The sequence below is a fragment of the Billgrantia antri genome (assembly GCF_017868935.1).
Lineage (GTDB): Bacteria > Pseudomonadota > Gammaproteobacteria > Pseudomonadales > Halomonadaceae > Halomonas > Halomonas antri.
The window spans coordinates 182,585-208,814 of record NZ_CP053383.1; the positions used below are offsets into that span (position 1 = coordinate 182,585).

The window sequence follows — 26,230 nt, forward strand, 5'->3', positions numbered from 1 at the left end:
TCACTCCGTACGCTATAGGTAATGACATGACCGAACTGCAGCAGGCCGCACGCCAGGCCTTGGCGCTGATGGATCTCACCAGCCTCAACGACGACGACAGCGAGGCCGTCATTCGCGACTTGTGCGCCCGCGCCAATACCCCGGCGGGTCACCCGGCGGCGGTGTGCATCTATCCCGCCTTCGTGAGGACTGCCCGTGAGGCATTGGCCGAGCAGGGCCTGGCCGGCACGGTGAAGGTGGCCACGGTGACCAACTTTCCCCACGGCGAGGCCGATATCGAGCGTGCCGCGGCCGAGACCCGGGCGGCCATCGCCGCGGGAGCCGACGAGGTCGACGTGGTGTTTCCCTACCGCGCGCTGATGGCCGGCGATGCCGAGGTCGGCCGCGAGCTGGTCGCCGCCTGCAAGCGCGAGTGCGGCGACGCCGTGCTCAAGGTGATCCTCGAAACCGGCGAGCTCAAGGAGGCCGGGCTGATCGAGCGCGCCGGCATGCTGGCCATCGACGGCGGTGCCGACTTCCTCAAGACCTCCACCGGCAAGGTGGCAGTCAATGCCACGCTGGACGCGGCCAAGATCCTGCTCACTGCGATCAAGGCGAGCGGGAGCGACGTAGGCTTCAAGGCCGCCGGCGGAGTGCGCGCCGCCGAGGATGCCGCCGCCTACCTGCGCCTCGCCGAGCAGGTGATGGGCGCGGATTGGATCACGCCGGCACACTTCCGCTTCGGTGCCTCGGGGCTGCTCGGCAGCCTGCTCGAGACCTTGGGTGTCGGGCAAGACAAAGGCTCGCCGGAGGGCTACTGATGGCTTTCCGTGCTCTTCCCCAGGAGCTGATCCGTGCCAAGCGCGACGGCCAGGCGCTCTCGGTCGAGGCAATTCGTGAGCTGGTGGGCGGCATTGCCGACGGCGGCCTGTCCGACGCCCAGGTCGGCGCGCTGGCCATGGCGATCTACCTCAACGGAATGAACGCCGCCGAGACGGTGGCACTGACCGAGGCCGTGCGCGACTCCGGCGAGGTGCTGGCGTGGCGCGGCCTGGGCTCGGAACTGGACCTGTCGGGGCCGGTGCTCGACAAGCACTCCACCGGTGGGGTGGGCGATCTCGTCTCGCTGGTGCTGGGCCCATGGATCGCCGCCTGCGGTGGCTTCGTGCCGATGGTTTCCGGCCGCGGCCTGGGGCATACCGGCGGCACCCTGGACAAGCTCGAGGCGATTCCCGGCTACGACATCGCTCCCCCGCGGGAGCGCTTTCGCGCTCTGGTGCGCGAGGCGGGCGTGGCCATCGTCGGCCAGACCGCCGAGCTGGCGCCGGCCGACCGCCGGCTCTACGCCATCCGTGACGTCACCGCCACGGTGGAGTCGCTGCCGCTGATCGTCAGTTCGATACTGGGCAAGAAGCTCGCTTGCGGCCTCGATGCCCTGGTGATGGACGTCAAGGCCGGCAGCGGTGCCTTCATGCCCACCCAGGAGAAATCGCGAGAGCTGGCGGAGACCATCGCCGAGGTGGCGAGCCGTGCCGGTACGCCGACCACCGCGCTGCTCACCGACATGAGCCAGCCGCTGGCGCCCTGCGCCGGCAACGCCGTCGAAGTGCGCGAGGCGATTGCGCTTCTCACCGGTGAAAAAACCGGCGGCCGACTGCTCGACGTCACCCGCGAACTCGCCGCCGAGCTGTTGCTGGCCGGCAGGCTGGCCGACGAGCGCGATGCCGCTCTGGCCCTGCTCGATGATCGGCTCGCCTCAGGTGCCGCCGCCGAGCGTTTCGCGCGCATGGTAGCGGGGCTGGGCGGTCCCACCGACCTGCTCGAACACCACGAACGCTACCTGCCCCGGGCGCCAATCGTGCGCCCCGTGCATGCCGAGCGCAGCGGTCGCGTGACGCGCATCGACACCCGTGCGGTGGGCCTCGCCGTGGTCACGCTGGGCGGCGGGCGGCGTGCGCCTGACGATGCCATCGATCATGCCGTTGGCCTGACCGGTATCGCCGCCCTCGGCCAGAGGGTCGACGGCGAGCGCCCGCTGGCCTGGGTCCACGCCAGAAGCGAGACGGAGGCCGAGCGTGCCGCCAGCCAACTGCATGCGGCCATCGAAGTGAACGACGTCGGTGGTGCCGACGTCAGACTGCCTACACTCATTCAAGACGTGATGCGTCGGGAGGCGCCATGACTCGCGCCATCGTACTGGTACTCGACTCCTTCGGCATCGGCGGGGCGCCGGATGCGGTGGACTTCGGCGATGCCGGGGCCGATACCCTGGGCCATATCGCCGCCGCCTGCGCCCGAGGGCAATGCGACGACGATACGCGCAGGGGCCCGCTGGCATTGCCCAACCTGGGCCGGCTGGGGCTGTTCCATGCCCACTGCGAGAGCACCGGCGCCTGGGCCGAGGGCGTCGAGGTGCCAGCCGAGGTGATCGGCGCCTACGGCCATGCCCGCGAGATCTCCTCGGGCAAGGATACCCCCTCGGGCCATTGGGAGATCGCCGGCGTGCCGGTTCGCTTCGACTGGGGCTACTTCTTCGATCTCGAGGACAGCTTCCCGCCGGAGCTGCTCCAGGCGCTCGAACGCGAGGCCGACCTGCCCGGCGTGCTGGGCAACTGCCACGCCTCGGGCACCGAGATCATCGCTAGGCTCGGCGAGGAGCACATGGCCAGCGGCAAGCCCATCGTCTACACCTCGGGCGACTCCGTGTTCCAGATTGCCGCCCACGAGGAGTCGTTCGGCCTCGAGCGGCTCTACGCCCTGTGCGAGACCGCCCGGCGCTTGCTCGAGCCCTACAACATCGGCCGGGTGATCGCGCGGCCCTTCGTCGGTGCGAGTGCGGCAGACTTCACCCGCACCGCCAACCGCCGCGACTACAGCGTCGAGCCGCCCGCGCCCACGGTGCTGCAGAAGCTCGAGAGCGACGGCGGCGAGGTTATCGCCATCGGCAAGATCGCCGACATCTACGCCCACTGCGGCGTGACACGCACGCTCAAGGCCAGCGGCCACGATGCGTTGATGGACGCCACCCTGGCCGCCCTGGAGGAGGCCGGCGAGCGTTCGCTGGTGATGACCAACTTCGTCGACTTCGACACCCTCTACGGCCATCGCCGCGACGTGGCGGGCTATGCCGCCGCGCTGGAGGCGTTCGATGCACGGCTGCCCGAGCTGCTGGCCAGGCTGCGCGACGACGACCTGCTGGTGATCACCGCCGACCACGGCTGCGATCCCACCTGGCACGGCAGCGACCACACCCGCGAACGGGTGCCGGTGCTGGTGCTGGGCGCGGGGCTCGCCCCCGGCTCGCTGGGCGCGCGGGAGACCTTCGCCGACATCGGCCAGAGCCTGGCGGAGCACCTGGGCCTGGCGCCCATGGCCGACGGCACGAGTTTTATTGCCTCTCCACCTCAACCCGACCCTCTCGCTGCATAGGAGCCTCGACATGGCGACTCCCCATATCCAGGGCGAACGTGGCATCTTCGCCGACACCGTGCTGATGCCCGGCGACCCGCTGCGCGCCAAGTACATCGCCGAAGCATTCCTCGAGGACGCCCGCGAGGTGAACAGCGTGCGCAACATGCTCGGCTATACCGGGCGCTACCGCGGCCGCGACATCTCGGTGATGGGCCACGGCATGGGCATCCCCTCGGTCTCCATCTATGCCAAGGAGTTGATCACAGACTATGGCGTGAAGCGCCTGATCCGGGTCGGCTCCTGCGGAGCGGTGCGCGACGACGTGGCGGTGCGCGACGTGGTGATCGGCCTCGGTGCGAGCACCGACTCGGCGGTCAATCGCACTCGCTTCATGGGCCACGACTTCGCCGCCATCGCCGATTTCGAACTGACACGCCACGCGGTGGATGCCGCTGCGGCCCAGGGCGTGCCGGTCAAGGTGGGCAACCTGTTCTCGGCCGACCTGTTCTACAACCCCCAAGGCGAGCTGTTCGAACTGATGAAGCGCTACGGCATCATCGGCGTAGAGATGGAGGCGGCGGGGCTCTACGGCGTGGCGGCGGAGTTCGGCGGCCGGGCGATGACCATCTGCACGGTTTCCGATCACATCCTCAAGGGCGAATCGTTGCCCAGTGAGGCCCGCGAGCGCAGCTTGAACGAGATGGTCGAGGTAGCGCTGGACGCGGTGCTACGCGACGACGCGACGGGGGTAGCATGAGCGAAACCGTCGATCCGGCCATCGTCGGTGCGCTGGTTGCGGCGCGCGGCAACGCCTACGCGCCCTACTCTCAGCATCCGGTGGGCGCCATGGTCGAGAGCGAAAGCGGCGCGCGCTACTTCGGCGCCAACGTCGAGGTGGCTCACTACAAGGGCCTATGTGCCGAAGCCTCCGCTATCGCCGCCATGATCAGCGCCGGAGAGCGGCGCCTGCGGAATGTCTACGTCATCGGTCCCGGCGCGCACCTGTGCTCGCCCTGCGGCGACTGCCGCCAGCGTATCCGCGAATTTGCCGATGCCAAGACACTCATCCACGTAGTCGATGCCAAGGGGAAGCTGCTCAAGCGCTACACCATCGCTGAGCTATTGCCCGATGCCTTTGGCCCGGAGAATCTCGGCTACTGAGATTCACGATGCGCTGCTGTCAGGTGGTGATGACCCTCCCTCCGTGAGGTAGTGCCTCGATGCCTGGGCACAGATCCAGAAGATGACCGCAAGGATGATGAAGAACAGACTGCCCGAGACAAAGTCCCAGCTGAGGGGGTACTGATCGATGACGAACAGATAGAACAGCCCCGCTCCCAGGGCAAAGAGCACGACGATGGCCGCTGCCCAGAACAGAAAATACAAGGCGATACCCAATTTGTTCAGCATATCCACCTCCATGCTGCTCAAGTGTTCCTCTTCAGGGTAGTCCATGTTTCCAACGGCTTTTTCTTTACCTTCGGGGTCAGGAAGCTAACCACACCCTGTGGCGCTTCACTCGGCTTGGCTCACTCACGCAGTTCGATACGCTCGAAGTGCGGTGCCAGTCGCTTCACCAGCCCGGCAAGCATGGCCCGCGGCGGCGCGTTTTCCACCGGCTGGCAGTAGGCCGGGTCGAGGCATTGCCGGGTGCGAGCCACCTGGATGGCGTAGCGGCGAACGCCGCAGTCGGCCAGGGTCAATGCCAGGCGTTCCACGTCGGCGAGGTCGAAGTCGCGCCAGTGCACGGTAGTGCGACATTCGAAGGCGATATCGCCGTCGAGCAGCGCCGTCAGGCTCTGGCTGTTGCGCTGCCAGATGCCGGGGCGCCCACAGATACGATCGAAATCGCGACCACGTCCCTTCACGTCGAGTCCCACCCAGTCGAGATTCGGTAACAAGCGCGAGAGCCGCGCCGGATAGGGGCCGGCGGTGTGCAGGCCCACCTTGAAGCCCATCGCCTTCGCTTCACTGACGGCGGCTGGCAAGGCGTTGTGCAGCGTCGGCTCGCCGCCGCTGAAGACCACCGCCTCGAGCAGCCCCCGGCGCTCCTCCAGAAACGCCCGCACCGCCTGCCACTCGCGCTCGTCGCCGCGGCGCGGCGGCATCATGTGGCCGTTGTGGCAGTAGCCGCAGCGCAGCGGACAGCCCTGAAGAAACACCACGCAGGCCAGGTGGTCCGGATAGTCCAGGGTGGTCATCTGGGTCATGCCGGCGATGGGCAGGCGGATGCCGTCGAGAGGAGCGAGAACGGGCGGGTCGAGGTCGGAGGCGATCATGGGGCTTCCTCGGCTTGGGGCGTGAATGCCGGGCTCAGGGCCCGGCAGGCCAGGCGATCAGGGCGTCAGGGCGACGTCCCGCTCGGTGAAGTGACGGCGCTCGCGATGCTCGGCGCGCTTGCCGACGTTGAACTGGCTGACCGGGCGGTGGTAGCCCATTACGCGGGTCCAGACCTCGCAGCGCTGGCGTTGCTCGGTGGGCAGAGTGTCGATGTGGGTCATTTCTTGGCTCCTTCCGATGGTTGATGAGCCGTGGTTGAACGCACGGCAGGTCGATGAAAGCGCTCAGGCCGGGCTGGCCGCGGCGCGTCTTGCCAGCAATGCTTCGTCGCACCTGGGACAGAACTCGTGCTCGCCGGCCAGGTAGCCGTGTACCGGGCAGATCGAGAAAGTCGGTGTCACGGTGATGTAGGGCAGACGGAAGCGCGACAGCGCAGTGTGAACCAGCTTGCGGCAGGCGGTGGCGCTGGAGAGCCGCTCGCGCATGTAAAGGTGCAGTACGGTGCCACCGGTGTAGCGGGTCTGCAGCGGGTCCTGGTGGATCAGCGCCTCGAAGGGGTCGTCGGTATGGCCCACCGGCAGCTGGCTGGAGTTGGTGTAGTAGGGAGCCTCCGGGGTTCCGGCCTGGAGGATTCCCGGAAAGCGCTCGGCGTCGACGCGGGCGAAGCGGTAGGTGGTGCCCTCCGCCGGGGTCGCCTCCAGGTTGTAGAGGTGGCCGGTCTCGGCCTGGAATGCCTGCATCCTGGCGCGCACGTGGTCGAGCACTTCGAGGGCGAGCTGGCGCCCCTCGGGGGCGGTAATGTCATAGCGGTCGTCGGAGAAGTTGCGCACCATCTCGTTGAGCCCGTTCACGCCCAGGGTGGAGAAATGGTTGCGTAGGGTGCCCAGGTAACGCTGGGTATAGGGGTAGAGCCCTGCGTCCATCCACTGCTGGATGCGCTCGCGCTTGAGCTCCAGGCTGTCGCGGCCCAGCGCCAGCAGGCGGTCGAGTTCGTGCAGCAGGCCTGCCCGGTCGCCGGCGAAGCGGTAGCCCAGCCGCGCGCAGTTGAGCGTCACCACCCCCAGCGAGCCGGTCTGCTCGGCGCTGCCGAACAGGCCATTGCCGCGCTTGAGCAGCTCGGAAAGATCGAGCTGCAGGCGGCAGCACATGGAGCGCACCATGTGCGGCTCCAGGTCGGAGTTTAGGAAGTTCTGGAAATAGGGCAGGCCGTACTTGGCGGTCAGCGCGAACAGCCGCTCGGCGTTATCGCTCTCCCAGTCGAAATCCGGGGTGATGTTGTAGGTAGGAATGGGGAAGGTGAACACTCGTCCCTGGCGGTCGCCCGCCTCCATTACCTCCAGGTAGGCGCGGTTGAGCAGGTCCATCTCCGCCTGAAGCTCGCCGTAGGTGAAAGGCTGCTCCTCGCCGCCGACGATCGGCACCTGGTCGCGCAGGTCTGCCGGGCACACCCAGTCGAAGGTGAGGTTGGTGAAAGGGGTCTGGCTGCCCCAGCGTGACGGCACGTTGAGGTTGTAGATGAACTCCTGGATCGCCTGCTTGACGGCCGGGTAACCGAGGCCGTCCCTGCGCACGTAGGGCGCGAGATAGGTATCGAAGGAGCTGAAGGCCTGGGCGCCGGCCCACTCGTTCTGCAGCGTGCCGAGGAAGTTGACCATCTGCCCCAGGGCGCTGGAGAGGTGGCGGGGCGGGTCGCTCTCGGCGCGACCGGGCACGCCGTTGAAACCTTCGATCAGCAGTTGGCGCAGCGACCATCCGGCACAGTAGCCGCACAGCATGTCGAGATCGTGGATATGCAGATCGCCCTCGCGGTGGGCGGTGCCGACCTCCGCCGGGTAGACCTCGTCGAGCCAGTAGTTGGCGATCAGCTTGCCCGAGACGTTGAGGATCAGCCCGCCCAGGGAGTAGCCCTGGTTGGCGTTGGCGTGCACGCGCCAGTCGGCGCGGTCGAGGTATTCGTTGACGGTCGAAGCGACGTCGATGCGGCGCGAGCCGGCCTGGCTTGTCGGGGCGTTCACCGTTATCTCCCTATATGTACTGCCGTTTTCGGTTTCTGAACACAACATATGGTGTGTGAAGGCTAGTGCCTTCGACAGCGGGAGGAAATGATCCAGGTCAGAAAAGGGCCAGTTGGGACGCTGGCGAACGACGAGCCCCGCCGATTGGCGGGGCTCGAAGACGGCCGCAAAGGCACTCATGGCATGCGGCTCAACCGGCGGGCAGGCGGGTGTTGTCCATGCCCGGGCGGCCGTGCCAGTAGCCGTCGCACACCTCGGCCTCGACCAGGCTGAGCGGGTCGGCGGCGGGCAGCTCACCGCGGCGGGCGGCGTCGAAGGCGGCGACCACCTCGGCCATGCCCTCGGCACGGGGGCTCAGGCGCGCCACGGCCACGCCCATCGCGGTCATGTCTTTGATCTCGTAGCGTAGGTCCTGGCAGGCGCCGGAGAGGGTCTGGATGCCGTTGAGGGTGAACACCTCCTTCGACTCCTGTGAGCGCAGCGCCAGGCCCTCGGGGTACTTCTGACAGACGAACTGACAGCGGTCCTTGGGCTTCTGGTGGCGCCGCGCAGTGAAGCAGCGCGACGACCAGGCCAGCGGCAGGTGGCCGTAGGCGAACACTTCGCAGGGCGCGTTGAGCCCTTCGGCCTTGCTGTCGGCGAGCAGCCGGGCGAGATCGTCGCGCGACATCTCCACCGGTGCCTGCCAGCGCTGCATGCCGGCGCGGGCCAGCACGCCGATCGAAGCCGGATTGTAGAGATTGAGCGCCGCACCGGCGATGAAGGGCAAACCGGCGGTGGCGAGTCGCTGCACGGCGCTCTGGTCGTTGGCCTCGACGCTGAATTCGCCGTTGTCGCACAGCTTGCGCAGGTCGCGCAGGTCGGCCTCGGACTCGATCAGGGTCTGGCTCGCCAGCACCACCTGCTTGCCGCTCTGGACCAGCTCGCGGCCGATGCCGAGCCAGTCGTCGAGCTTCATGTCACGACGGCGCGAGCAGACGGACTCGCCCAGCGTGACGATCTCCACCGGCCAGTCGGCGGCCTCGCGGTAGAAGTCGGCGTAGCGCTCGCGGGTCCAATAGAACAGCACCGGGCCCAGGGCGAGCTGCAGGGAATCGGATGACATGAAACCTCCTATTTCCAGCGGCGTTCGTAGGCGCCCAGCGTGGTGGTGGCGCCCTCGGAGACCTCACCGAGGCCGGCCATCCAGGCGGGGTCGGGGTGGAAGCGCTCGGGCGTCTTCGCCTGGCGATCCAGTGCCTGGCGCCAGATCCCGGCCACCTTCGACACGTAGGCCGGACTGCGCTGGCGGCCCTCGATCTTCACCGCGCTGATGCCCAGCTCGGCGAGTTCCGGCAGCAGCTCCAGGGTGTTGAGGCTGGTGGGCTCCTCGATGGCATGGTAGGTCTCGCCACCCACCTCGAAGCGTCCCTTGCACAGCGTGGGGTAGCCGGCGCGCTCGCCCTCGCCGTAGCGGTCGATCAGCACGCCGTTGAGGCGCGACTCGAGTCCCTGGGGCGTCTCCTCCCAGCGCACGTGGGCCGCCGGCGAGCAGACACCGCGGGTATTGGGCGATTCGCCGGTGAGATAGGACGACAGGTAGCAGCGTCCCTCGGCCATGATGCACAGGCTGCCGAAGGCGAACACCTCGAGCTCCACCGGGCTCTGCCTGGCCAAGTCGCGCACCTGGGTGATGGAGAGTACCCGTGGCAGCACGGCGCGCTTGATGCCGAACTGGTCGTGGTAGAAGCGCAACGCCTCGTGGCTGGTGGCCGAACCCTGCACCGAGAGGTGGCGGGCGAGATCCGGATAGCGCCGCGCGGCGTAGTCGAGCAGGCCCATGTCGGCCATGATCAGGGCGTCGACGCCCAGCTCGGCGGCCTGGTCAACGGCGCGGGTCCACTGGTGCCAGCCGTCGGGCTGCGGATAGGTGTTGATGGCGCAGAACACCCGCTTGCCGCGGGCATGGGCGTAGTCGATGCCTTCGCGGGCGCGTTTGTCGGTGAAGTTGAGGCCGGCGAACTGCCGCGCGTTGGTGGCGTTCTGGAAGCCGAAGTAGACGGCATCGGCGCCTTCATCCACCGCCCGCTTCAGGGCCGGCAGGTTGCCGGCCGGGCAGACGAGCTCCATGTCGCTCTCCTCGCAGTCTGGGTAAACCCGACCATGCTAGTCGACTACGCGAGAGCGGCTTTTGATGAGGGTCATGGCGAAGCGGGATAGCACTGGCAAGGGACGGGACTTCGCCCTAAGATAGTAATCAATTACTATCTTAGGGCGAAGTCCATGACCACCAAACGCAGCCTTTCCGCCGAGGCCCGCCGGGAGCGCACGATCGAGACGGTCATCGAGTTGAGCGCACGAGACGACCCGGCCCATATCACCACGGGTGCCATCGCCAAGCACATGCGGGTCACCCAGGGCGCGCTGTTTCGTCACTTCCCGAGCAAGGATGCCATCTGGGAGGCGGTGGTCGGTTGGGTGGGCGAGCGGGTGATGCAGCGCCTGGATGCCGCCGCTGCCCAGGCCGACGGTCCCCTCGCGGCGCTGGAGGCAATGTTTCATGCCCATATCGCCTTCATCGTCGAGCACCCCGGCGTGCCGCGCCTGTTGATGGGCCAACTGCAGCATGCGCGGCCGACTCCGGCACGCCGTTTGGTCCGCTCGCTGCTGTTCCGCTACCGCGAGCGGGTCGAGCAACTGCTGAGACAGGCCCAGGCGAGCGGTGAGCTGCGCCATGGGCTGGATATCGAGGCCGCTGCCACGCAGTTCATCGGCACCATCCAGGGGCTGGTCGTGCAGTCGCTCATGCTCGGCAGCGTGGATCACGTTGCTCAGCGGGCCCAGGGGGCTTTCGTTCTCTACTGCCATGGCATCCATGCCGGGTGCGAGGAGGCTCCATGAGTCGCCCTCGGCAGTATCTGGGACGGACACTGGCGGTGCTCGGCGGTGTGGTAGTGGGCGCGGTGCTGCTGGCCTGGCTCATGGCCAACCGCCAGGCTCCCGAGCGCGAGGAAGAGGCGCCGTCGGCCCTCCCGGTGAGGGTCATCGAGGCCCGGCCCCTGGAATTTCGCCTCGAGGCGCGCGGCCACGGTGTCGCGCGTCCGGCCGAGACCTGGCAGGCCGTGGCCAGCGTGGCGGGGCACGTGGTGGAGCGTCATCCGGCGCTAACGAGTGGCACCATGCTGGGCGAGGGCACCCTGCTGGTGGCACTCGACCCCAGTCGCTACGAGCTGGCCATCGCCGAGGCCGAGGCGGAGTTGGCCAGCCTGGCCGCCGAACTGGCGCAGCTCGAAACCGAAGCCGACAACGCAAGACGGCTGCTGTCGCTCGAGCAGGAGGCGCTCACCCTGGCCGAACAGGAGCTGTCGCGCATCGAGCGCCTGGCGGCCAACGGTTCGGTCTCTACCTCGCGGCGCGACGAGCAGCGACGCAGTACGCTGAATCAGCGCCAGGCAGTCGCCTCGCTGGAGAACAGCCTGGCCCTGATGCCGACGCGGCGGGAGGTGCTCGAGGCGCAGCGTGAGCGAGTTGCCGCACGCCTGGCCCAGGCCCGGCGCGATCTCGAGGACACCCGCATCCTGGCCCCCTACGACTTGCGCCTCGATGAGGTGGCCGTGGAAAGGTATCAGTACGTGACGGCGGGACAGCGGCTGCTCGAGGCCGACAGCCTGGCAGCAGCCGAGGTGGAGGCGCATATTCCCATTGCCATGATGCGACGACTGCTGGCGGGCGCGGTGCCTCTCGAACCGCCCCCGAGCGCGCTGGAGCTGAGCGAGCGCTTGGCGCTGGCGGCGATCGAGGCCGAGGTGGCCCTGGTCGGTGCCGAGGGCGTGGGCTGGACGGGGCGGCTGGTGCGCATCGCCAGCGGCCTGGACCCCGCCACGCGCACCGTGCGCGCGGTGGTTCGTGTCGAGGATCCCTATCAGAATGTCATGCCCCCCGATCGCCCGCCGCTGCAGCGCGACATGTATACCCGGGTGCGCCTGGCCACACCGAGCCGAGAGCCGTTGCTGGCCGTGCCGGCCAGCGCCGTCCGCCAGGGGGAGCTGACCCTGGTGGATGACGATGACCGCCTGGTACGACGCCAGGTAACCGTTGCCTTCGAGCAGGCCGACCTGGCGGTGATCGCCGCCGGCCTGGCATCCGGCGAACGGGTGGTGGTCGACGATCTCACCACCGCGATCGAAGGTAGGCGGCTCTCCCCGCGGCGCGACGAGGACCTCGAAGCGCACATGGCCGCCCAGGCCCGTGGAGAGGCACCATGATCCGCTGGTTTGCCGGCCATCCCACGGCGGCCAATCTGCTGCTGATCCTGTTGCTGGCCGCAGGCCTCTTCTCGATCCCCTCGCTCAAGCGCGAAACCTTTCCCGACTATCGGCCGGTGGAGGTGAGCATCGAGGTGGTCTATCGCGGGGCGAGTGCCGCCGACGTCGAGGATGCCGTGTGCCGCCGCCTGCACGAGGCGGTGAACGGCGTCCGGTTCCTCGATGAGTTCGTATGCGTGGCCCAGGACAACCTGGCCAGCGCCACTGCCACCATGCAGGCCGATGGCGATGCCCTGCGCTTCCTCAGCGAGATCGATACCGAGATCGATGCGATCACCGAACTGCCCGCACGAGCCGAGACGCCGGTGGTGCGTGAGCTGCATCGTAGCGACCCGGTCGCGGCGATTGCGGTCTCGGCCGACATGCCTCCCCGCCAGCTCGAGGAGTACGCCCTGCGCCTCGAGGAGCGCATCATGGCGCTGGCCGGAGTCGCCGACGTGGCGATCCACGGCATGTCCCAGCGCCAGTGGCAGGTGGAGGTTCCCGCCGAGGTGCTCGGCCAGTACGGTCTCTCGGCACGCGAGCTGGCGCGACGCATCGCCGCCCAGAACCTGGACCTGCCGCTGGGCACCCTGGAGACGCCGGATCGCGACATCCTGCTGCGCTTCAGCGACCAGCGGCGCTCGTTGCGTGAACTGGAGCGCCTGGTGGTGCTATCCGATCCCGCCGGCGGCGAACTGACCCTGGGCGACATCGCCACTCTCACCGAGACCGGCGAGCGCGAGGAAGAGACGCTTCGCTTCAACGGCGAGCCGGCGCTGGTGCTGGAGGTGAACAAGAGCCTGCGTGACGATGCCCTGGCGGTGAAGGCGCGCCTCGAGGCACTGATTGCGGCGGAGCGGCGCCGCTTCGATGGGGGGATCTCGCTGACCCTGACCCAGGACATGACCGGCATCGTTCGCGACCGCCTGCGAATGCTGGTCGTCAACGGCATCATGGGCCTGGTGCTGGTGATGCTGACGATGAGCCTGTTCTTTCGGCCCCGTCTGGCGCTGTGGGCGGTGCTGGGGCTGCCGGCGGCTTTCATGGGCGCCTTCGTGGTGATGGCGCTCACCGGCCTGTCGATCAACATGATTACCCTGGTGTCGCTGCTGATGGCCATCGGTATCGTCATGGACGACGCCATCGTCATCACCGACAACATCGTCGCCCACGCCGAGGAGAGTGCCACCCCGCTGGAGGCCGTGGTGGCCGGCACCCGCCAGGTGCTCCCGGGGGTGCTGTCGTCGTTCCTGACCACTGCCTCGGTCTTCGTCCCGCTCTCCTTCCTGGCCGGTGAGCTGGGCGCCGTGCTGGAAGTGTTGCCGGTCGTGTTGATCGCTGCCCTGGCGGCGAGTCTCGTCGAGGCATTCTGGATCCTGCCCCATCATCTCAAGGGCAGCCTGGCGCCTCACCAGGCGGGGCATGACTCGCGCTTCCGTAGCGCATTCGAGAGGTACTTCGTCCGTTTTCGCGAAGGGGTGGGGCGGCTGGCCGATGGGGCGATCCGCTGGCGCCATGCGGTGCTGGGCACCATGCTGGCCGTGCTGCTGGGTTCGGTCGGCTTCATGGCCGGTGGTCACATCGGCAGCGAGGCCATGCCCGCCATCGACGGTGACGTGCTGGAGGCGCGTATCCTGATGCCCCAAGGGACGCCGTTGGCCCGCACCGAGGCCGTGGCCGAGCGGGTCGAGACGGCCATGCGCGAACTCGATGCGCGCTATTCGCCCGATCAGCCGGAGGGCGCTCCACTGGTCGAGGCGATCCAGGTACGCTTCAACCACAACCCCAGTGCCAGAGAGACGGGGCCGCACGTGGCGACGGTCAGTGTCGACCTGCTGACCGCCGAGCGGCGCAGCGTTACCCTCGATACGCTGACCGAGGCGTGGCGCGAGGCGATCGGTCAGGTCGAAGGTCTGCAACGCCTGATCATCCAGGAGCCCGGCTTCGGTCCCGCCGGGGTGCCGGTGGAGGTGCGTCTGGCTGGTGGAGACCTGCATGCCATCAAGGCGGCGGCGGCGGAGCTGACCGCACACCTCGGGAGCTACTCGGCGGTCTACAACGTGATCGACGACCTGCGTCTGGGCAAGCCTCAGCGCGCCTATTCCCTGGCTGAAGGGGCCCACGGCCTGGGACTCACCGCCGAGGAGGTGGCCGGCCAACTGCGTGCGGCCCTGCTCGGCGAAATCGCCGATACCCAGCGTATCGGTGAGCAGGAGGTCGAGGTCCTGGTGCGCCAGGCCGAGAGCGACCGCGACGGGCGCGATGACCTGGCGGACCAGACGCTCTCGCTGCCCGATGGCAGCCGGGTGCCGCTCTCCGTCGTCGCCGATGTGGAGGAGCGCCGCGAGTGGGCGCGCATTACCCGCATCGACGGACGGCGCACCGTCACCGTGGAGGCCAACGTCGACGCCCGCCAGGCCAGCGGCCAGGCCATCGTCGATGACCTGCAGAGCAGCGGTTGGCTGCAGGCCTTCCAGGCGCGGCACCCCGAGGTGGAGGTGTTCTTCGAGGGGCAGGTCGCCAGCGCCGCCGAGACCGGCGGCTCGATCCGTCGCGCCCTGCTGATCGGCCTGTTGGGCATCTTCGTGGTGCTGTCGTTCCAGTTCCGCAGCTACGTCGAACCGCTGATCGTCATGCTGTCGATCCCGCTGGCGTTCATCGGGGCGCTGTGGGGTCACGTGCTGATGGGGTACTACCTCTCCCTGCCGTCGCTGATCGGCGCGGCATCGCTGGCCGGCATCGTGGTCAACAACGCCATCCTGCTGATCCAGTTCATCAAGGCGCATCGCGAGCAGGGCATGGCGGCGTCGGCGGCAGCGGGGCAGGCCAGCCGCGACCGGCTGCGGGCCATTCTGATCTCCTCCTTCACCACCATTGCCGGCCTGCTGCCGCTGCTGGCCGAGACCAGCACCCAGGCGGCGGCCATCAAGCCGCTGGTGATTTCGGTCGTGTTCGGGCTGCTCAGCGCCACCGTGCTGGTGCTGGTGGCGATCCCGGCGCTCTACGTGTTGTTCGACGACTGGGGGTGGATCGACCGCAAGGCACGCAGCGATCCGCAAAGCGGTAGGTCACGCATTGATCCGGCAGGAGGTGGGCAACGGGATGCCGGTAGGGCATCCCATAGGTCGGCTTGAGCCTCAGGCGGCGTCGAGCGGGCGTGCTGGGCCGAAGTGCTCGAAGTGGCGACGTTCTTCCTCGACGCCGAGCTCCGCCAGTGCCTGGTTGACCGTACTCATGAACCCTTGCGGGCCGACAAAGTAGCAACGCGTGGTGGCATCAGGCAGATAGCGACGCAACAATTCACGATCGAGGCGACCGCAGTGGTCGGCATCTGCGCCATGTTCGTGTATGGCGACGACCTTGAGCTTAGCGGGGTGCGCTTCGCGCATCGCAGCAACCTCCTGCCGGAAGGCGTGATGCTCGGCGTCGATGGCGGCATGCAGATAGACTACCTGCCTGCCCTTGGCCAGGGCCTGCCGAGCTAGCGGCAGGATCGGCGTCTGACCCACTCCGCCGCTGATCATCAGCAGCGGCTCATTGCCGCCCTGTAGCGTCAGCTCCCCGGCCGGGGGCAGCAGATCCACGCGATCGCCAACCTTCAACACATCATGGAAATGTCGGCTGGCTCGCCCCTCGGGCTCACGCTTGATCGAGATCCGATACGTGCGCCCATTGGGCAGGTCCGAGAGGCTGTAGTGGCGGTAGAGCGTTTCGCCCTCGATACCGAGTCGCACGCCGATGTACTGGCCGGGCTCATGGTCTGCCACTGGGCCTCCGTCCTCCGGCTCGAGTACGAAGGAGCGAATCACCGCGCTCTCCTGCCGGATCGCCGCGATGCGGAAGCGACGCAAACCGCGCCAGCCGCCGGGCTTGAGAGCAAAAGCCTGATACCGCCGATCCTCCAGTTCGATCAATAGCCCGGCCAGCTCTTGGTAGAGCGCGGTCCACGCTTCGACGATCTCGGGCGTCAGAGCGTCGCCCAGCTCCTCGCCGATGGCGGCCATCAGGCACTCGCCGACGATGGGATACTGGTCCGGCTGAATGCCCAGCGACACGTGCTTCTCCACCACGGTCGACAAGGTTTCACGTGCCAGGGATGGATCCTGGCGCAGCTGCACGTAGGCCAATACGGCGCCGGCCAGGGCCCGTTGCTGGGCACCGCTCTGCTGGTGCGCCTCATTGAACAGCGAGGCCACTTCGGGGTAGCGCCTGAACATCAACGGGTAGAAACGCCGGGTAATGGCATCGAGGTGCTCCGCCACTACCGGGGCGGTAGCCTCGATGAGCTGCTCCTGCTGCGAGGTGAGCATGAGGGTCTCCTTCGTCGGGAAAATTATAATAAGTATGTAAAATACTTTTTATGGGGCTCGCTCACCTGAGGCGAATTGTCGCAGCAGCAAGGCAAACTCCTCATGTCGTGTGGACGCGGAGCATCGAAAAGCGCGCGAGGCAGGCACGAAGGCGCACCTGACACGGATGTCGGAAGGGATCTCTGGTGCGCTTGCGAGGGTAGGTCCCTACAGCGCCCACACCAGCGCCAGCAGGACCCCCCACGCCATCAGGCCGAAGGCGATGATCGCGTAGGTGGCCGACATCACCATGATGTCGTCTTCCTCGCGCTCGGCGAGCGCCTGCAGGCCGTGGTAGACCAGTCCGCACGACAGCATCAGCGCCAGCAGTACGCCGCAGACGATGAAAGCCATGTCGGGAACGAACAGCGTCAGTGCAGAGAACCACAGCGGCAGCGGCACCATGGCGGCGAGGAAGTAGGCGTCGCGGTGGCTAAGTCGTAGGCGGTGGGCGTGCGCCACGCCGTGGATCAGCCAGCCCATCACCAGGAAGGTGAGCAGCTCGGCGGTGAGCAGCGCCGGAGCGATGATGGCCCAGGGGCGCTCGGCCAGGCCCTCCAGCAGGGCGTCGCCATGCCGGTGGATGGCGTAGTGAAGCATCACCGGCGGCAGCAGCGACAGCGGCAGCACCACGCGCAGGATCAGCGCGTTGAGGGAGGGGCGTTCGCGGCGCAGTTGCTGCCAGCCGCCTTCATGGGTGAAGGGCAGTTGCAGCAGATGGTTGATATCCATCAAGAAAGCTCTCGCGTCAGGGAAAAGTTGTTGTTTTTATTGATTTAGTCGCGAGGCGAGAGCCTGTCAAGCTATGAACGCAGGACAAATTGCCGAGCGAGATGAAGCGCAAGGCGCACGGAGCACAGGAACCGGAGCATATGGGGTATATGTGAGGATTCCGCGCACCGCGCAACGCAGCGATTCGCTAGCGCAGGCATTTGTCTACAGCCCGATCTGGTGGGCCCGATGGGTGAAGAAGATGCCGCTAGGTGATTCGGCCGGCAGCCTGGCCAGTTCCTCGAAGGTGCGCGTGTCGTAGACCACGACCTGATCGCTGTCGCGGGCCGAGATCCAGATGTGCTCGCCGCGTGGGGTGAACTCCTTGTGCAGGATCGATTCGCCCGGCTCGAGGGTCTGGATCACCTCCAGCGTCTGGGTGTCGATCACCTGTACCTGGCCGTTGTCGGGGTGGGCGAAGGTGACCCACACCTGGCGCTCGTCGGGGCGGCTCATGACGAAGATCGGCTGTCCCTGCACCGGGATGCGTCCGACCAGCGACCAGTCGTCGCTGTCGGCCACCAGCACTTCGTGGCGTCCCACGGCGGGGAAAAAGGCCAGGTCGCCGGCCATCGCCCAGCCCTCCAGATGCGGCATCTTGTACACCGGCAGGCGTTCCTCGCCGCGGCCATAGTCGGGCAGGATGCGTTGCACGCCGTTCTCGGGGTGCCACAGGTCGAGCAGGGCCATGCCGTCCTCGCCGAATAGCCCGGCGATATAGTAGCGCCCGTTGCCGGTGATCAGGGCGTCGTAAGGCTCCCGGCCCACGTCGCGATGCTTGTCGAGTACCGGCTCGTCGCCGCTCATGTCCAGGGTCCAGATCTCGCCGGCCTCGAACAGGCTGAAGACGAAGCGATTGCCGGGGGCATCGACCACTCCCACCACCTTGGCCTGGGCGATAGTGCCGTCGGCTTTCTCGTAGTCGGCCGGCACGTCGACCACCAGCTCCAGCGTTTCGGTATCGAACACCTTCACCCCGCCCGGCTCGTAGTTGCCCACCGCCACGAAGCGACCGTCCTGCGAGATGGCACCGCCGATGCTGTTGCCCGACTGGATGACGCGCCCGGCGATCTCGCCGGTGAGCAGATCGAGTTTGGTCAGCCCGCCGTCACGGCCGAAGACGAAGGCGTAGCGCGCATCGCGAGAGAATTTCACCGAGGCGTGGGAGAGATCGCCGAAGCCTTCGACATGGCGCAGCACCTCGCGGCGGGTGGTGTCGACCAGCGCCACGCTGCCGCTGGCACGCTCGACCACCACGCCCAGATCGCCGGTGCCGCGCAGCTCGGCGGCCGGGGCGGATGTCTCGGCGCTGACCGGGGCGGCGACGAGCAGGGCCAGGCCCGCGGTGGCGAGCAGGCGCTTCAACGGGAACGAAAGGGACATGGCGATCTCCAGAGTCAGTCGCGCTGTAGCGTTTCCAGGCGGTTGTCGGTGCGCAGGTGGTCGGCCAGCCAGCGCGCCTCGGCGTCGCTGAGCAGGGCCTTCCAGCCCGGCATCGCGCTGCCGGGGATGCCGTGCTGGATGAGGTGGGCGAGTGCCTCGGGGCTGAAGCCCTGCATGCGGTCGCGGGGCAGCGCCGGGCCGAGGCCGCCGCGCAGGGTCATGCCGTGGCAGGAGCCGCAGTCCTGGTAGAGCAGGGTCTCGAGTTCGGCCTGACGCTCAGGGCCAGGCAGTTCGTCGCTCGCCAGGGCCGGGACGGCCAAGGCTGCGAACAGCAGCGACCTCAGAACCGACGTTGTCATCTCGAACCTCGTGCAGCAGCGTGACGATGGGCCTGGCCAGGAGCGGGCCGTCGCCGCAGTGTCCCGCCCGGCACCAGTCGTCGCCTTGACCGTCATCAAGTGACCGCCAAGTCGCTCGGGTCTTTTGACTTGCGTCAACGGCACGTCCGATGACGGCGTTCGGGACTGATGTGGCATGTAAGATACCGCTTAAGATCATGCTTCCTTCGTCCTGCCCGGTACCTGCCCATGGCCGAACTCGACGCACTCGACCGACGCCTCATCGATGCCTTTCAGCGCGACCTGCCGCTCTGTACCCGGCCTTTTGCCGCCATGGCCGAACGCTTGGGCGTGAGCGAGGCGGAGGTGCTGGAGCGTCTTCAAACCCTTCAGCAGGGAGAAGTGTTGAGTCGCGTGGGACCGGTGTTCGACCACGCCCGCGCCGGGGCCAGCCTGCTGGCGGCGGTGGCCGTGCCCGAGGCCGAGTGCGACGCGGTGGCGGCGGCGATCAATCGCTCCCCGGGCGTCAATCACAACTACGCACGTGAAGACCTGGCACGTGAAGACCTGGCCCGCGACGGCCAGGTCAGTGGCATCGACTACAACCTCTGGTTCGTGATGACGGCCGCCGACGAGGTGCAGCTCGAGGCACGCCTGGAGGCGCTGGAGGAGGAGCTGGAGCGGCCGCTGCTGCGCCTGCCGATGGTCGAGGGCTACCACATCGACCTCGGATTCCCGATTCCCTGGGCCGAGCTGGGGGGGCCATGACACAACCGACCTCAACGACCATGACCCCTCGGGACGAGGCCGCACCGTGGCGCCTGAGGGCGTTGCTGGAGCGCGGTCTGCCGTTGACCGAGCGCCCCTGGCTGGCGCTCGCCGAGGCGTGCGGTATGAGCGAAGGCGAAGTGCTGGCCTGGGTCGAGCGCTGGCGGCGAGAGGGGTTGATCAAGCGCATGGGGCTGGTGGTGCGCCATCACGCCCTGGGCATTCGCGCCAATGCCATGGTGGTGTGGGACCTGCCCGACGAGCACGTGAGCGAGGTGGGCCGGCAACTGGCCGCCGAGCCTGCGGTGACGCTTTGCTATCGCCGTCGGCGGCGGCTGCCCGAGTGGCCCTACAACCTGTTCTGCATGATCCACGGCACCCGGCGCGAACGGGTGCTGGCGGCACTCGATGAGATCGCCGGACGCCACGGCTTGCAGGAGACGCCTCACCGCGTGCTGTTCTGTCGCAAGGCTTACAAGCAGCGCGGCGGCCGTTATACCCGCGAGGAACGAACATGAGCGTCGAGCGCACACCCCGCCCGGCACAGACCGAACTCGACGATGCCGACCGGCGCATCGTCAATCGCCTGCAGGCGGGCCTGCCGCTGGTGGCGTCGCCCTATGCCGCGGTGGCCGCCGAACTCGCGCTCTCCGAAGGCGAGCTGCTCTACCGCCTGGAGCGGCTGCTCGAGGCCGGCGTACTGAGTCGCTTCGGCCCCATGTACCACGCCGAGCGCCTCGGTGGCGGGCTGACCCTGGCGGCGCTGGCGGTGCCGGAGGCCGATTTCGAACGGGTGTCCGTGCTGGTCAATGCCTTTCCCGAGGTAGCGCACAACTACCGCCGCGAGCATCGCCTCAACATGTGGTTCGTGCTGGCCACCGAAACTCCAGAGCGCATCGCCGAGGTTATCGGCGAGATCGAGACCGTCACCGGCCTCGCGGTCTTCAACATGCCCAAGCAGGAGGAATTCCATGTCCGTCTCCACCTCCCTGTTTGAGGCAGCGGCGAATGGCCTGGATGAGCGCGATCGCGCCATCGTCCTGGCGACCCAGGCCGGCCTGCCGCTGGTGCCGGATCCCTGGGGGGCGGTAGGCGGCCCGCTAGGTATGGCCGCGGACGAGGTGCGCTTACGCATGCAGCGCATGGTCGAGACCGGTGTCATCCGCCGCATCGCCGCGGTGCCCAATCACTACCGCCTGGGCTACGTGGCCAATGGCATGAGCGTCTGGGACGTCGACGACGCCCATGTCGAGCGCCTGGGACGAGAGATCGCCGCCGTGCCCGGCGTGAGCCATTGCTACCGGCGACCGCGCCACCTGCCAGAGTGGCCGTACAACCTGTTCGTCATGCTTCACGGACATGAGCGCCAAGAGGTCGAGCGCCAGGCCGAGGCGCTGCGCGAGCGACTCGGCGATGCCTGTCGCGACCACCGCATCCTTTACAGCTCCCGGATTCTCAAGAAGACCGGCCTGCGGCTCGGCCGCCGGCCCGTCCCGCCGCGCTGAGGCTTGCCTCGCGCCAGAGGAGGTTTGCATGTTTCGCGTCACCCGCTACGTCAAGTCGCTGCTCGAGCCGACTCCTCCACCTCCCGTCCGCAAGCCCCCCGGGCCGGTGGTGATATGGAACCTGATCCGGCGCTGCAACCTGACCTGCAAGCACTGCTATACGGTGTCGGCGGACATCGACTTCAAGGGCGAGCTTTCCACCGAGGAGGCCTTTACCGTTCTCGATGACCTCAAGCAGTTCCGGGTGCCTGCGCTGATCCTCTCCGGCGGCGAGCCGCTGATGCGTCCCGACATCTTCGAGATCTCCAGGCGCGCCCGGGAGCTCGGCATCTACACCGGCCTCTCCACCAACGGCACCCTGATCGACGAGCGCAACATCGACCGTATCGCCGAGTGCGGCTACGACTACGTGGGCATCAGCATCGACGGTCTCGAGGCCACCCACGACGAGTTTCGCCGTCGCCAGGGGGCGTTTCGCGAGTCCATGCATGCGGTCAAGCTGTGCAAGCAGCACGGCATCAAGGTCGGACTGCGCTTCACCCTGACCCAGCAGAACTACGAACAGCTCGACGCCATCCTGGCGCTGATCGACGAGCACGACGTCGACAAGTTCTATCTCTCGCACCTCAACTACGGTGGGCGCGGCCATCGGCACCGCAAGCAGGACGCCTGGTACCAGATGACCCGCGACGCCATGAGCCGGCTGTTCGATCATTGTCGGGCCGAACTCGAGCGCGGCGTCGAGCGCGAATACGTCACCGGCAACAACGACGCCGACGGCCCCTTCCTGCTGATGTGGGCCCGCGAGCACTTTCCCGATCAGGCCGAGGCGTTGGAGCAGCGCCTGATCCAGTGGGGCGGCAACGCCTCGGGCGAGTTCATCGCCAATATCGATAACTTGGGCACGGTGCACCCGGATACCTTCTGGTGGGACCACGATCTCGGCAACGTGCGCCAGCGTCCGTTCTCGGAAATCTGGCGCGACAGCCAGGATGCCCTGATGCAGGGATTCCGCCAGCGCCCTCGGCCGCTCAAGGGACGCTGCGCCGAGTGCCGCTTCCTTGCCATCTGCAACGGCAATACCCGGGTGCGGGCGTGGAAGGTGACCGGCGACCCCTGGGAGGAGGATCCCGGCTGCTACCTGAGCAACGCGGAGATCGGCGTCGAGCAGGGCTGTCAGCGTCGCGTGGCAGCTCCTTTCGATGCCATTCAGGCCATAGAGCTCTGACACGAACGCGTGCCGACGAACGAATTCTGCATAGAAAAACGACTGCCAAGATCGCGTTGACGCTTCGGGGAGAGGCCGACCATGACCACACACTGCCATTCGCGACACTTCCGTTTCGCCCTCGACGAAGCGCCGCTGGCGCCCGGCGAGGTTGCCATCGTCGGCGCCGGTCCCGGCGATCCGGGACTGCTGACCCTACGCGCCTTGGCGCTGCTGCAGCAGGCCGACTGCCTGGTCTTCGACCGCCTGGTGTCGCCCGAGGTGCTGGCCCTGGCCCGTCCCGAGGCGAAGCGCTACTACGTGGGCAAGGCCTCCAGCCACCACGCCCTGCCGCAGGAGGAGACCAATGCCCTGCTGGTCAAGCTGGCACGCGAGGGCCAGCGCGTGCTGCGCCTCAAGGGCGGTGATCCCTATATCTTCGGCCGCGGGGGCGAGGAGGCGGAATACCTGATCGAATCCAGCGTTGGCTTTCGCGTGGTGCCGGGCATCACCTCGGCCTCGGGTTGCTCCAGCTATGCGGGGTTTCCGCTCACTCACCGCGATCATGCCCAGAGCGTCACCTTCGTCACCGGCCACGCCAAGGCCGACGGCGAGCTGGCGCTGGACTGGGCCGCCTTGGCGGTACCGCACCATACCACGGTGTTCTACATGGGCCTGGCCAATGCCGCGCTGATCAGCCGCGAACTGCAGCGCCACGGGCTGCCGGCGCTGCACCCGGTCGCCCTGGTAGAGCGCGGCACCACGCCTGAGCAGCGCCATGTCCTGACCACCCTGGGGGAACTGGTCGACACCATCCGGCGCGAGGAATTCCGGCCACCGACGCTGATCGTGGTGGGCGAGGTGGTGCGCCTGGCCGATACCCTGGCACCCGGCATGACGCGGCTGAGCCGCGCCGTTAGCGATGTCGAACCGCCCATGGCCATGGGGAGGGTGGCGCTGTGAAGCCCTTCCGTTCGTGCATCGCGATGTTACTGAGCATGGCCCTTCCCGGCGTGCCGCTGCTGGCCGATGAGCCCGACGCCGGGATGCTCTATCACCAGCACTGTGCCGCCTGCCATGGTATCGGCCGGCTAGGCGGCATCGGCCCTGCGCTGCTGCCCGACAATCTCTCCCGCTTGAAGCCGGCCGAAGCCGTCGAGGTAATCCGTGACGGTCGTCCCGCGACTCAGATGCCCGCCTTCGGCGCGCTGCTCGACGAGGCCGAGGTCGACGCCCTGGCCGAGTGGATCTATGCCAGGCCCGAGGTCGAACCGAGCTGGACGGAGGAAGACATCCTCGCCAGTCACGTGGTCAACCATTATCAGGGGACGCTCCCCGACGAACCGGTATTCGAAGTCGAGGACCTCAAGAATCTCTTCCTCGTGGTGGAGATCGGCGATCACCACGTCAGCCTGCTCGACGGCGACCGCTTCGAGCGCATCGCCCGTTTTCCCAGCCGCTACGCCCTGCATGGTGGTCCCAAGTATTCGCCCGACGGCCGCTACGTCTACTTCGGCTCCCGCGACGGCTGGGTGACCAAGTACGACATCTACAACCTCGAGGTCACCGCCGAGGTACGCGCCGGCATCAACATGCGCAACATTGCCGTTTCCGCCGATGGCCGTTACGTGCTGGCCGGCAACTACCTGCCGCACAGCCTGGTACTGCTCGATGCGCGCAACCTCGAGCTGATCGCGTCCATCCCGGTGGAGGGCCTCGATGGCGACACCTCGCGGGTCAGCGCCGTCTACACCGCGCCGCCACGCAACAGTTTCGTGGTGGCACTCAAGGACATTCCCGAGGTCTGGGAGATCCGCTGGCCCGAGGAGCGCGCCGCGGGCGACGAGGCGCTGGTCGGGGATTTCGCCCTGCACCGCATGGCGGCACCGGACTACCTCGACGATTTCTTCTTCGACCCCGAATATCGCTACCTGGTGGGAGCAGCACGCGGCGGTCAGGGCGGCCAGGTCTTCGATCTGGACAGCGAGGCCAAGGTGGCTGACCTGCCGCTCGAGGGCATGCCGCACCTGGGGGCCGGCATTACCTGGGAGCTCGACGGCCGCCGGGTGATGGCGATGCCGCACATCGACAAGGGCCAGGTCTCGGTGTTCGACATGAGCGACTGGTCGCTGATCACCGAGATCGAGACCGACGGTCCCGGCTTCTTCATGCGCAGCCACGAGAACTCGCCCTACGCCTGGGTGGACGTCTTCTTCGGCCCCAACCACGACCGCATCCACGTGATCGACAAGCAGAGCCTGGAGATCGTCGAGACGCTGATCCCCGAGCCGGGCAAGACCGCCGCCCACGTCGAGTTCGACCGCCGCGGCGAGACGCTGCTGCTGAGCATCTGGGACGACGACGGCTACCTGCTGTGGCTCGATGCCGACACGCTGGAGGAACTGGGGCGCATGCCGATGAGAAAGCCCTCGGGCAAGTACAACGTGTGGAACAAGACACAATACGAGGAAGGCACCAGCCACTAGGAAGCACTGATTGCTTGCTGCTCTCGATATCCTGGCCGCTGGCGGTGCCGAAACGTCGGACCGTCGTATTCCTCATTGAGCAGCCAGTCAACTCCGGATGCTGTGCTCCGGCAGCGGCCAGCCTATCATCGCTCGCGACAGCACTCAGCGCTCCCAGAAGAAAGAAGCATTCTTGATACTTGTCATGACGGCACCCGGTGTGCGCCCGCATAATGGCTTTGTCCAAGCATTCAAGTCGGGTATTGCGCCATGAATACTTCCTCTCCCGTTGACCGCCAGCCGCGCCTGCCCTTGGCCCGGCTGGCCTTTCGTCCGTTCTTCCTGCTGGCCGCGCTGTTCAGCGTGTTGGCGATGGTGGTGTGGTTCGCTTTCTGGCACGGCGACATCCTGCTGCGCCCCCACGGCGGGCTGATGTGGTGGCACCAGCACGAGATGCTGTTCGGCTTCGGTGCCGCCGTGGTGGTCGGGTTCCTGCTCACGGCCGTGCAGAACTGGACCGGACGCAAGAGCGTGAGCGGTGCGCCGCTGCTCGGGCTGGTGGCGCTATGGTTGGCGGCACGGCTTACGCTGGCGTATCCCATGGGGCTGCCGACCTGGCTATTGGCAACCATTGACCTGGCCTTCCTGCCGCTGGCGGCGCTGGTCATGGCGCGCCTGGTATTGGCGGTGAAGCTGTGGCGCAATTTGATGTTCGTCCCGGTCATGCTGCTGCTGGCCACGGCCAACCTGGCAATGCATCTCGGCGTGGCCCAGGGCAAGGTCGAGTGGATCCGTGAGGGCGCTTACCTGGCGGTGCTGCTGATCGCCGTGCTGATGGTACTCCTCGGTGGCCGGGTGATCCCCTTCTTCACGTCACGCAAGCTGGGGCGGCCGCAGCCGGCGCCGATCCCGCGGCTGGAGAAGCTGACCCTGGCCTCGGTAGTGGCGGTGGTGGTGCTGCAGCTCGTCGTTCTGTTCGGCCTGGCGGTGCCTGCGGTGCTGCAAGCCGTGGTGATGCTGGTGGCGGCGGGCGCCAGCTTCGTGCGCCTGGCGCGCTGGGAAGGGTATCGTACGCTGCATGAGCCGCTGCTGTGGGGGCTGCACCTGAGCTATGCCTTCGTCTCGGTGGGCCTGGCGATGTGGGCCATGGCACTGCTGGGGGCGTTTCGCGTCGAACTCGCCGTGCACGCCCTGGCCATCGGCGGCATCGGTTCCATGATGCTGGCGATGATGGCGCGGGTGTCGCTCGGCCATACCGGGCGTACCATCCGTACCCTGCCGGGCATCGGCGTGGGGCTGGGGCTGATGTTCGCCGCCGCCCTGCTGCGCTCACCCGTACTCGCCGCCTTCCCGCAGATCACCCACTGGATCTACAACCTGAGCATCCTGTTCTGGTGCATCGCCTATCTCATCTTCCTGTTTCACTATACGCTACCGCTAATGCGTGCCCGTGTGGACGGGCAGGAGGGATAG

The 26,230-nt window shown here is 67.2% G+C and carries 26 protein-coding genes; 16 read left to right on the forward strand and 10 right to left on the reverse strand.

Features of this window, described 5'->3' with window-relative positions; translation table 11 throughout:
• Window positions 1–26 precede the first annotated feature (26 nt).
• Genes deoC through cdd form a run of 5 tightly spaced genes read left to right on the forward strand, consistent with a single transcriptional unit; the run spans window position 27 to window position 4,551 of the window.
• On the forward strand, window positions 27–800 hold the full coding sequence (deoC, locus tag HNO53_RS00840; RefSeq protein ID WP_209475423.1) for a deoxyribose-phosphate aldolase: 774 nt from the start codon (window positions 27–29) through the stop codon (window positions 798–800).
• Window positions 800–2,161: a thymidine phosphorylase gene (gene deoA, locus HNO53_RS00845; RefSeq protein ID WP_209475424.1), complete on the forward strand. Its 1,362-nt coding sequence runs from the start codon at window positions 800–802 to the stop codon at window positions 2,159–2,161. Before deoC ends, deoA begins: the two co-directional genes overlap by 1 nt.
• Window positions 2,158–3,408 (forward strand): phosphopentomutase, encoded by a 1,251-nt coding sequence (locus tag HNO53_RS00850; protein ID WP_209475426.1) that lies wholly within the window; start codon window positions 2,158–2,160, stop codon window positions 3,406–3,408. Before deoA ends, HNO53_RS00850 begins: the two co-directional genes overlap by 4 nt.
• A 10-nt stretch (window positions 3,409–3,418) precedes the next feature.
• Window positions 3,419–4,147, forward strand: coding sequence for a purine-nucleoside phosphorylase (gene deoD / locus HNO53_RS00855; protein WP_209475428.1), 729 nt, complete (start codon window positions 3,419–3,421; stop codon window positions 4,145–4,147).
• Window positions 4,144–4,551 carry a cytidine deaminase gene (cdd, locus tag HNO53_RS00860; protein ID WP_209475430.1) on the forward strand — a complete coding sequence of 136 codons (408 nt, stop codon included), beginning with the start codon at window positions 4,144–4,146 and terminating at the stop codon, window positions 4,549–4,551. The genes deoD and cdd overlap by 4 nt, the downstream gene beginning before the upstream one ends.
• A 3-nt stretch (window positions 4,552–4,554) precedes the next feature.
• Here the strand turns inward: cdd and HNO53_RS00865 are convergent, their stop codons facing one another.
• From HNO53_RS00865 to ubiU, 6 genes are all read right to left on the reverse strand, one after another.
• A complete protein-coding gene (locus HNO53_RS00865) occupies window positions 4,555–4,800 on the reverse strand; it encodes a hypothetical protein (protein WP_209475432.1) in 246 nt (81 codons plus the stop codon).
• A 119-nt stretch (window positions 4,801–4,919) separates the two neighbouring features.
• Window positions 4,920–5,669: an anaerobic ribonucleoside-triphosphate reductase activating protein gene (locus HNO53_RS00870; RefSeq protein ID WP_209475434.1), complete on the reverse strand. Its 750-nt coding sequence runs from the start codon at window positions 5,667–5,669 to the stop codon at window positions 4,920–4,922.
• Between the two features lie 57 nt (window positions 5,670–5,726).
• Window positions 5,727–5,891, reverse strand: coding sequence for an anaerobic ribonucleoside-triphosphate reductase (nrdD, locus tag HNO53_RS00875; RefSeq protein WP_209475436.1), 165 nt, complete (start codon window positions 5,889–5,891; stop codon window positions 5,727–5,729).
• Window positions 5,892–5,954: 63 nt separating this feature from the next.
• The gene (locus HNO53_RS00880; protein WP_209475438.1) at window positions 5,955–7,685 is read right to left on the reverse strand and encodes a ribonucleoside triphosphate reductase; all 1,731 of its coding nucleotides are present in this window, start codon (window positions 7,683–7,685) and stop codon (window positions 5,955–5,957) included.
• Window positions 7,686–7,875: 190 nt separating this feature from the next.
• The gene (locus HNO53_RS00885; protein WP_209475440.1) at window positions 7,876–8,790 is read right to left on the reverse strand and encodes a U32 family peptidase; all 915 of its coding nucleotides are present in this window, start codon (window positions 8,788–8,790) and stop codon (window positions 7,876–7,878) included.
• A gap of 8 nt (window positions 8,791–8,798) precedes the next feature.
• Window positions 8,799–9,794 (reverse strand): ubiquinone anaerobic biosynthesis protein UbiU, encoded by a 996-nt coding sequence (ubiU, locus tag HNO53_RS00890; protein ID WP_209475441.1) that lies wholly within the window; start codon window positions 9,792–9,794, stop codon window positions 8,799–8,801.
• A gap of 153 nt (window positions 9,795–9,947) precedes the next feature.
• Between ubiU and HNO53_RS00895 the strand changes: the two genes are divergently transcribed.
• The 3 genes from HNO53_RS00895 to HNO53_RS00905 are packed head-to-tail and all read left to right on the forward strand — an operon-like array spanning window position 9,948 to window position 15,105.
• Window positions 9,948–10,565 carry a TetR/AcrR family transcriptional regulator gene (locus HNO53_RS00895; protein WP_209475443.1) on the forward strand — a complete coding sequence of 206 codons (618 nt, stop codon included), beginning with the start codon at window positions 9,948–9,950 and terminating at the stop codon, window positions 10,563–10,565.
• Window positions 10,562–11,929 carry an efflux RND transporter periplasmic adaptor subunit gene (locus tag HNO53_RS00900; RefSeq protein WP_209475445.1) on the forward strand — a complete coding sequence of 456 codons (1,368 nt, stop codon included), beginning with the start codon at window positions 10,562–10,564 and terminating at the stop codon, window positions 11,927–11,929. Before HNO53_RS00895 ends, HNO53_RS00900 begins: the two co-directional genes overlap by 4 nt.
• Window positions 11,926–15,105: an efflux RND transporter permease subunit gene (locus tag HNO53_RS00905; protein WP_209475447.1), complete on the forward strand. Its 3,180-nt coding sequence runs from the start codon at window positions 11,926–11,928 to the stop codon at window positions 15,103–15,105. The genes HNO53_RS00900 and HNO53_RS00905 overlap by 4 nt, the downstream gene beginning before the upstream one ends.
• A gap of 3 nt (window positions 15,106–15,108) precedes the next feature.
• Here the strand turns inward: HNO53_RS00905 and hmpA are convergent, their stop codons facing one another.
• From hmpA to HNO53_RS00925, 4 genes are all read right to left on the reverse strand, one after another.
• A complete protein-coding gene (gene hmpA, locus HNO53_RS00910; protein ID WP_209475449.1) occupies window positions 15,109–16,281 on the reverse strand; it encodes an NO-inducible flavohemoprotein in 1,173 nt (390 codons plus the stop codon).
• 207 nt (window positions 16,282–16,488) lie between these two features.
• Window positions 16,489–17,052 (reverse strand): YIP1 family protein, encoded by a 564-nt coding sequence (locus HNO53_RS00915; protein WP_209478473.1) that lies wholly within the window; start codon window positions 17,050–17,052, stop codon window positions 16,489–16,491.
• A gap of 204 nt (window positions 17,053–17,256) precedes the next feature.
• Entirely contained in the window at window positions 17,257–18,474 is a 1,218-nt protein-coding gene (locus HNO53_RS00920; protein WP_209475450.1) for a cytochrome D1 domain-containing protein, read from the reverse strand.
• A 14-nt stretch (window positions 18,475–18,488) separates the two neighbouring features.
• Complete coding sequence (locus HNO53_RS00925) at window positions 18,489–18,833, reverse strand: c-type cytochrome (RefSeq protein WP_209475452.1); 345 nt, start codon at window positions 18,831–18,833, stop codon at window positions 18,489–18,491.
• A 228-nt stretch (window positions 18,834–19,061) separates the two neighbouring features.
• On the opposite strand from HNO53_RS00925, the gene HNO53_RS00930 reads away from it, so the two are divergent.
• From HNO53_RS00930 to HNO53_RS00965, 8 genes are all read left to right on the forward strand, one after another.
• Complete coding sequence (locus HNO53_RS00930; protein WP_209475453.1) at window positions 19,062–19,580, forward strand: Lrp/AsnC family transcriptional regulator; 519 nt, start codon at window positions 19,062–19,064, stop codon at window positions 19,578–19,580.
• Complete coding sequence (ahbB, locus tag HNO53_RS00935; protein ID WP_209475455.1) at window positions 19,577–20,098, forward strand: siroheme decarboxylase subunit beta; 522 nt, start codon at window positions 19,577–19,579, stop codon at window positions 20,096–20,098. The genes HNO53_RS00930 and ahbB (HNO53_RS00935) overlap by 4 nt, the downstream gene beginning before the upstream one ends.
• Window positions 20,095–20,577: an Lrp/AsnC family transcriptional regulator gene (locus tag HNO53_RS00940; RefSeq protein ID WP_209475457.1), complete on the forward strand. Its 483-nt coding sequence runs from the start codon at window positions 20,095–20,097 to the stop codon at window positions 20,575–20,577. The genes ahbB (HNO53_RS00935) and HNO53_RS00940 overlap by 4 nt, the downstream gene beginning before the upstream one ends.
• On the forward strand, window positions 20,552–21,085 hold the full coding sequence (gene ahbB / locus HNO53_RS00945) for a siroheme decarboxylase subunit beta (RefSeq protein ID WP_209475459.1): 534 nt from the start codon (window positions 20,552–20,554) through the stop codon (window positions 21,083–21,085). Before HNO53_RS00940 ends, ahbB (HNO53_RS00945) begins: the two co-directional genes overlap by 26 nt.
• 28 nt (window positions 21,086–21,113) lie before the next feature.
• The gene (gene nirJ, locus HNO53_RS00950; RefSeq protein ID WP_209475461.1) at window positions 21,114–22,313 is read left to right on the forward strand and encodes a heme d1 biosynthesis radical SAM protein NirJ; all 1,200 of its coding nucleotides are present in this window, start codon (window positions 21,114–21,116) and stop codon (window positions 22,311–22,313) included.
• 81 nt (window positions 22,314–22,394) lie between these two features.
• Entirely contained in the window at window positions 22,395–23,255 is an 861-nt protein-coding gene (cobA, locus tag HNO53_RS00955) for a uroporphyrinogen-III C-methyltransferase (RefSeq protein WP_209475463.1), read from the forward strand.
• Between the two features lie 23 nt (window positions 23,256–23,278).
• Entirely contained in the window at window positions 23,279–24,778 is a 1,500-nt protein-coding gene (locus HNO53_RS00960; RefSeq protein ID WP_209475465.1) for a nitrite reductase, read from the forward strand.
• Between the two features lie 249 nt (window positions 24,779–25,027).
• Complete coding sequence (locus HNO53_RS00965) at window positions 25,028–26,230, forward strand: NnrS family protein (protein ID WP_209475466.1); 1,203 nt, start codon at window positions 25,028–25,030, stop codon at window positions 26,228–26,230.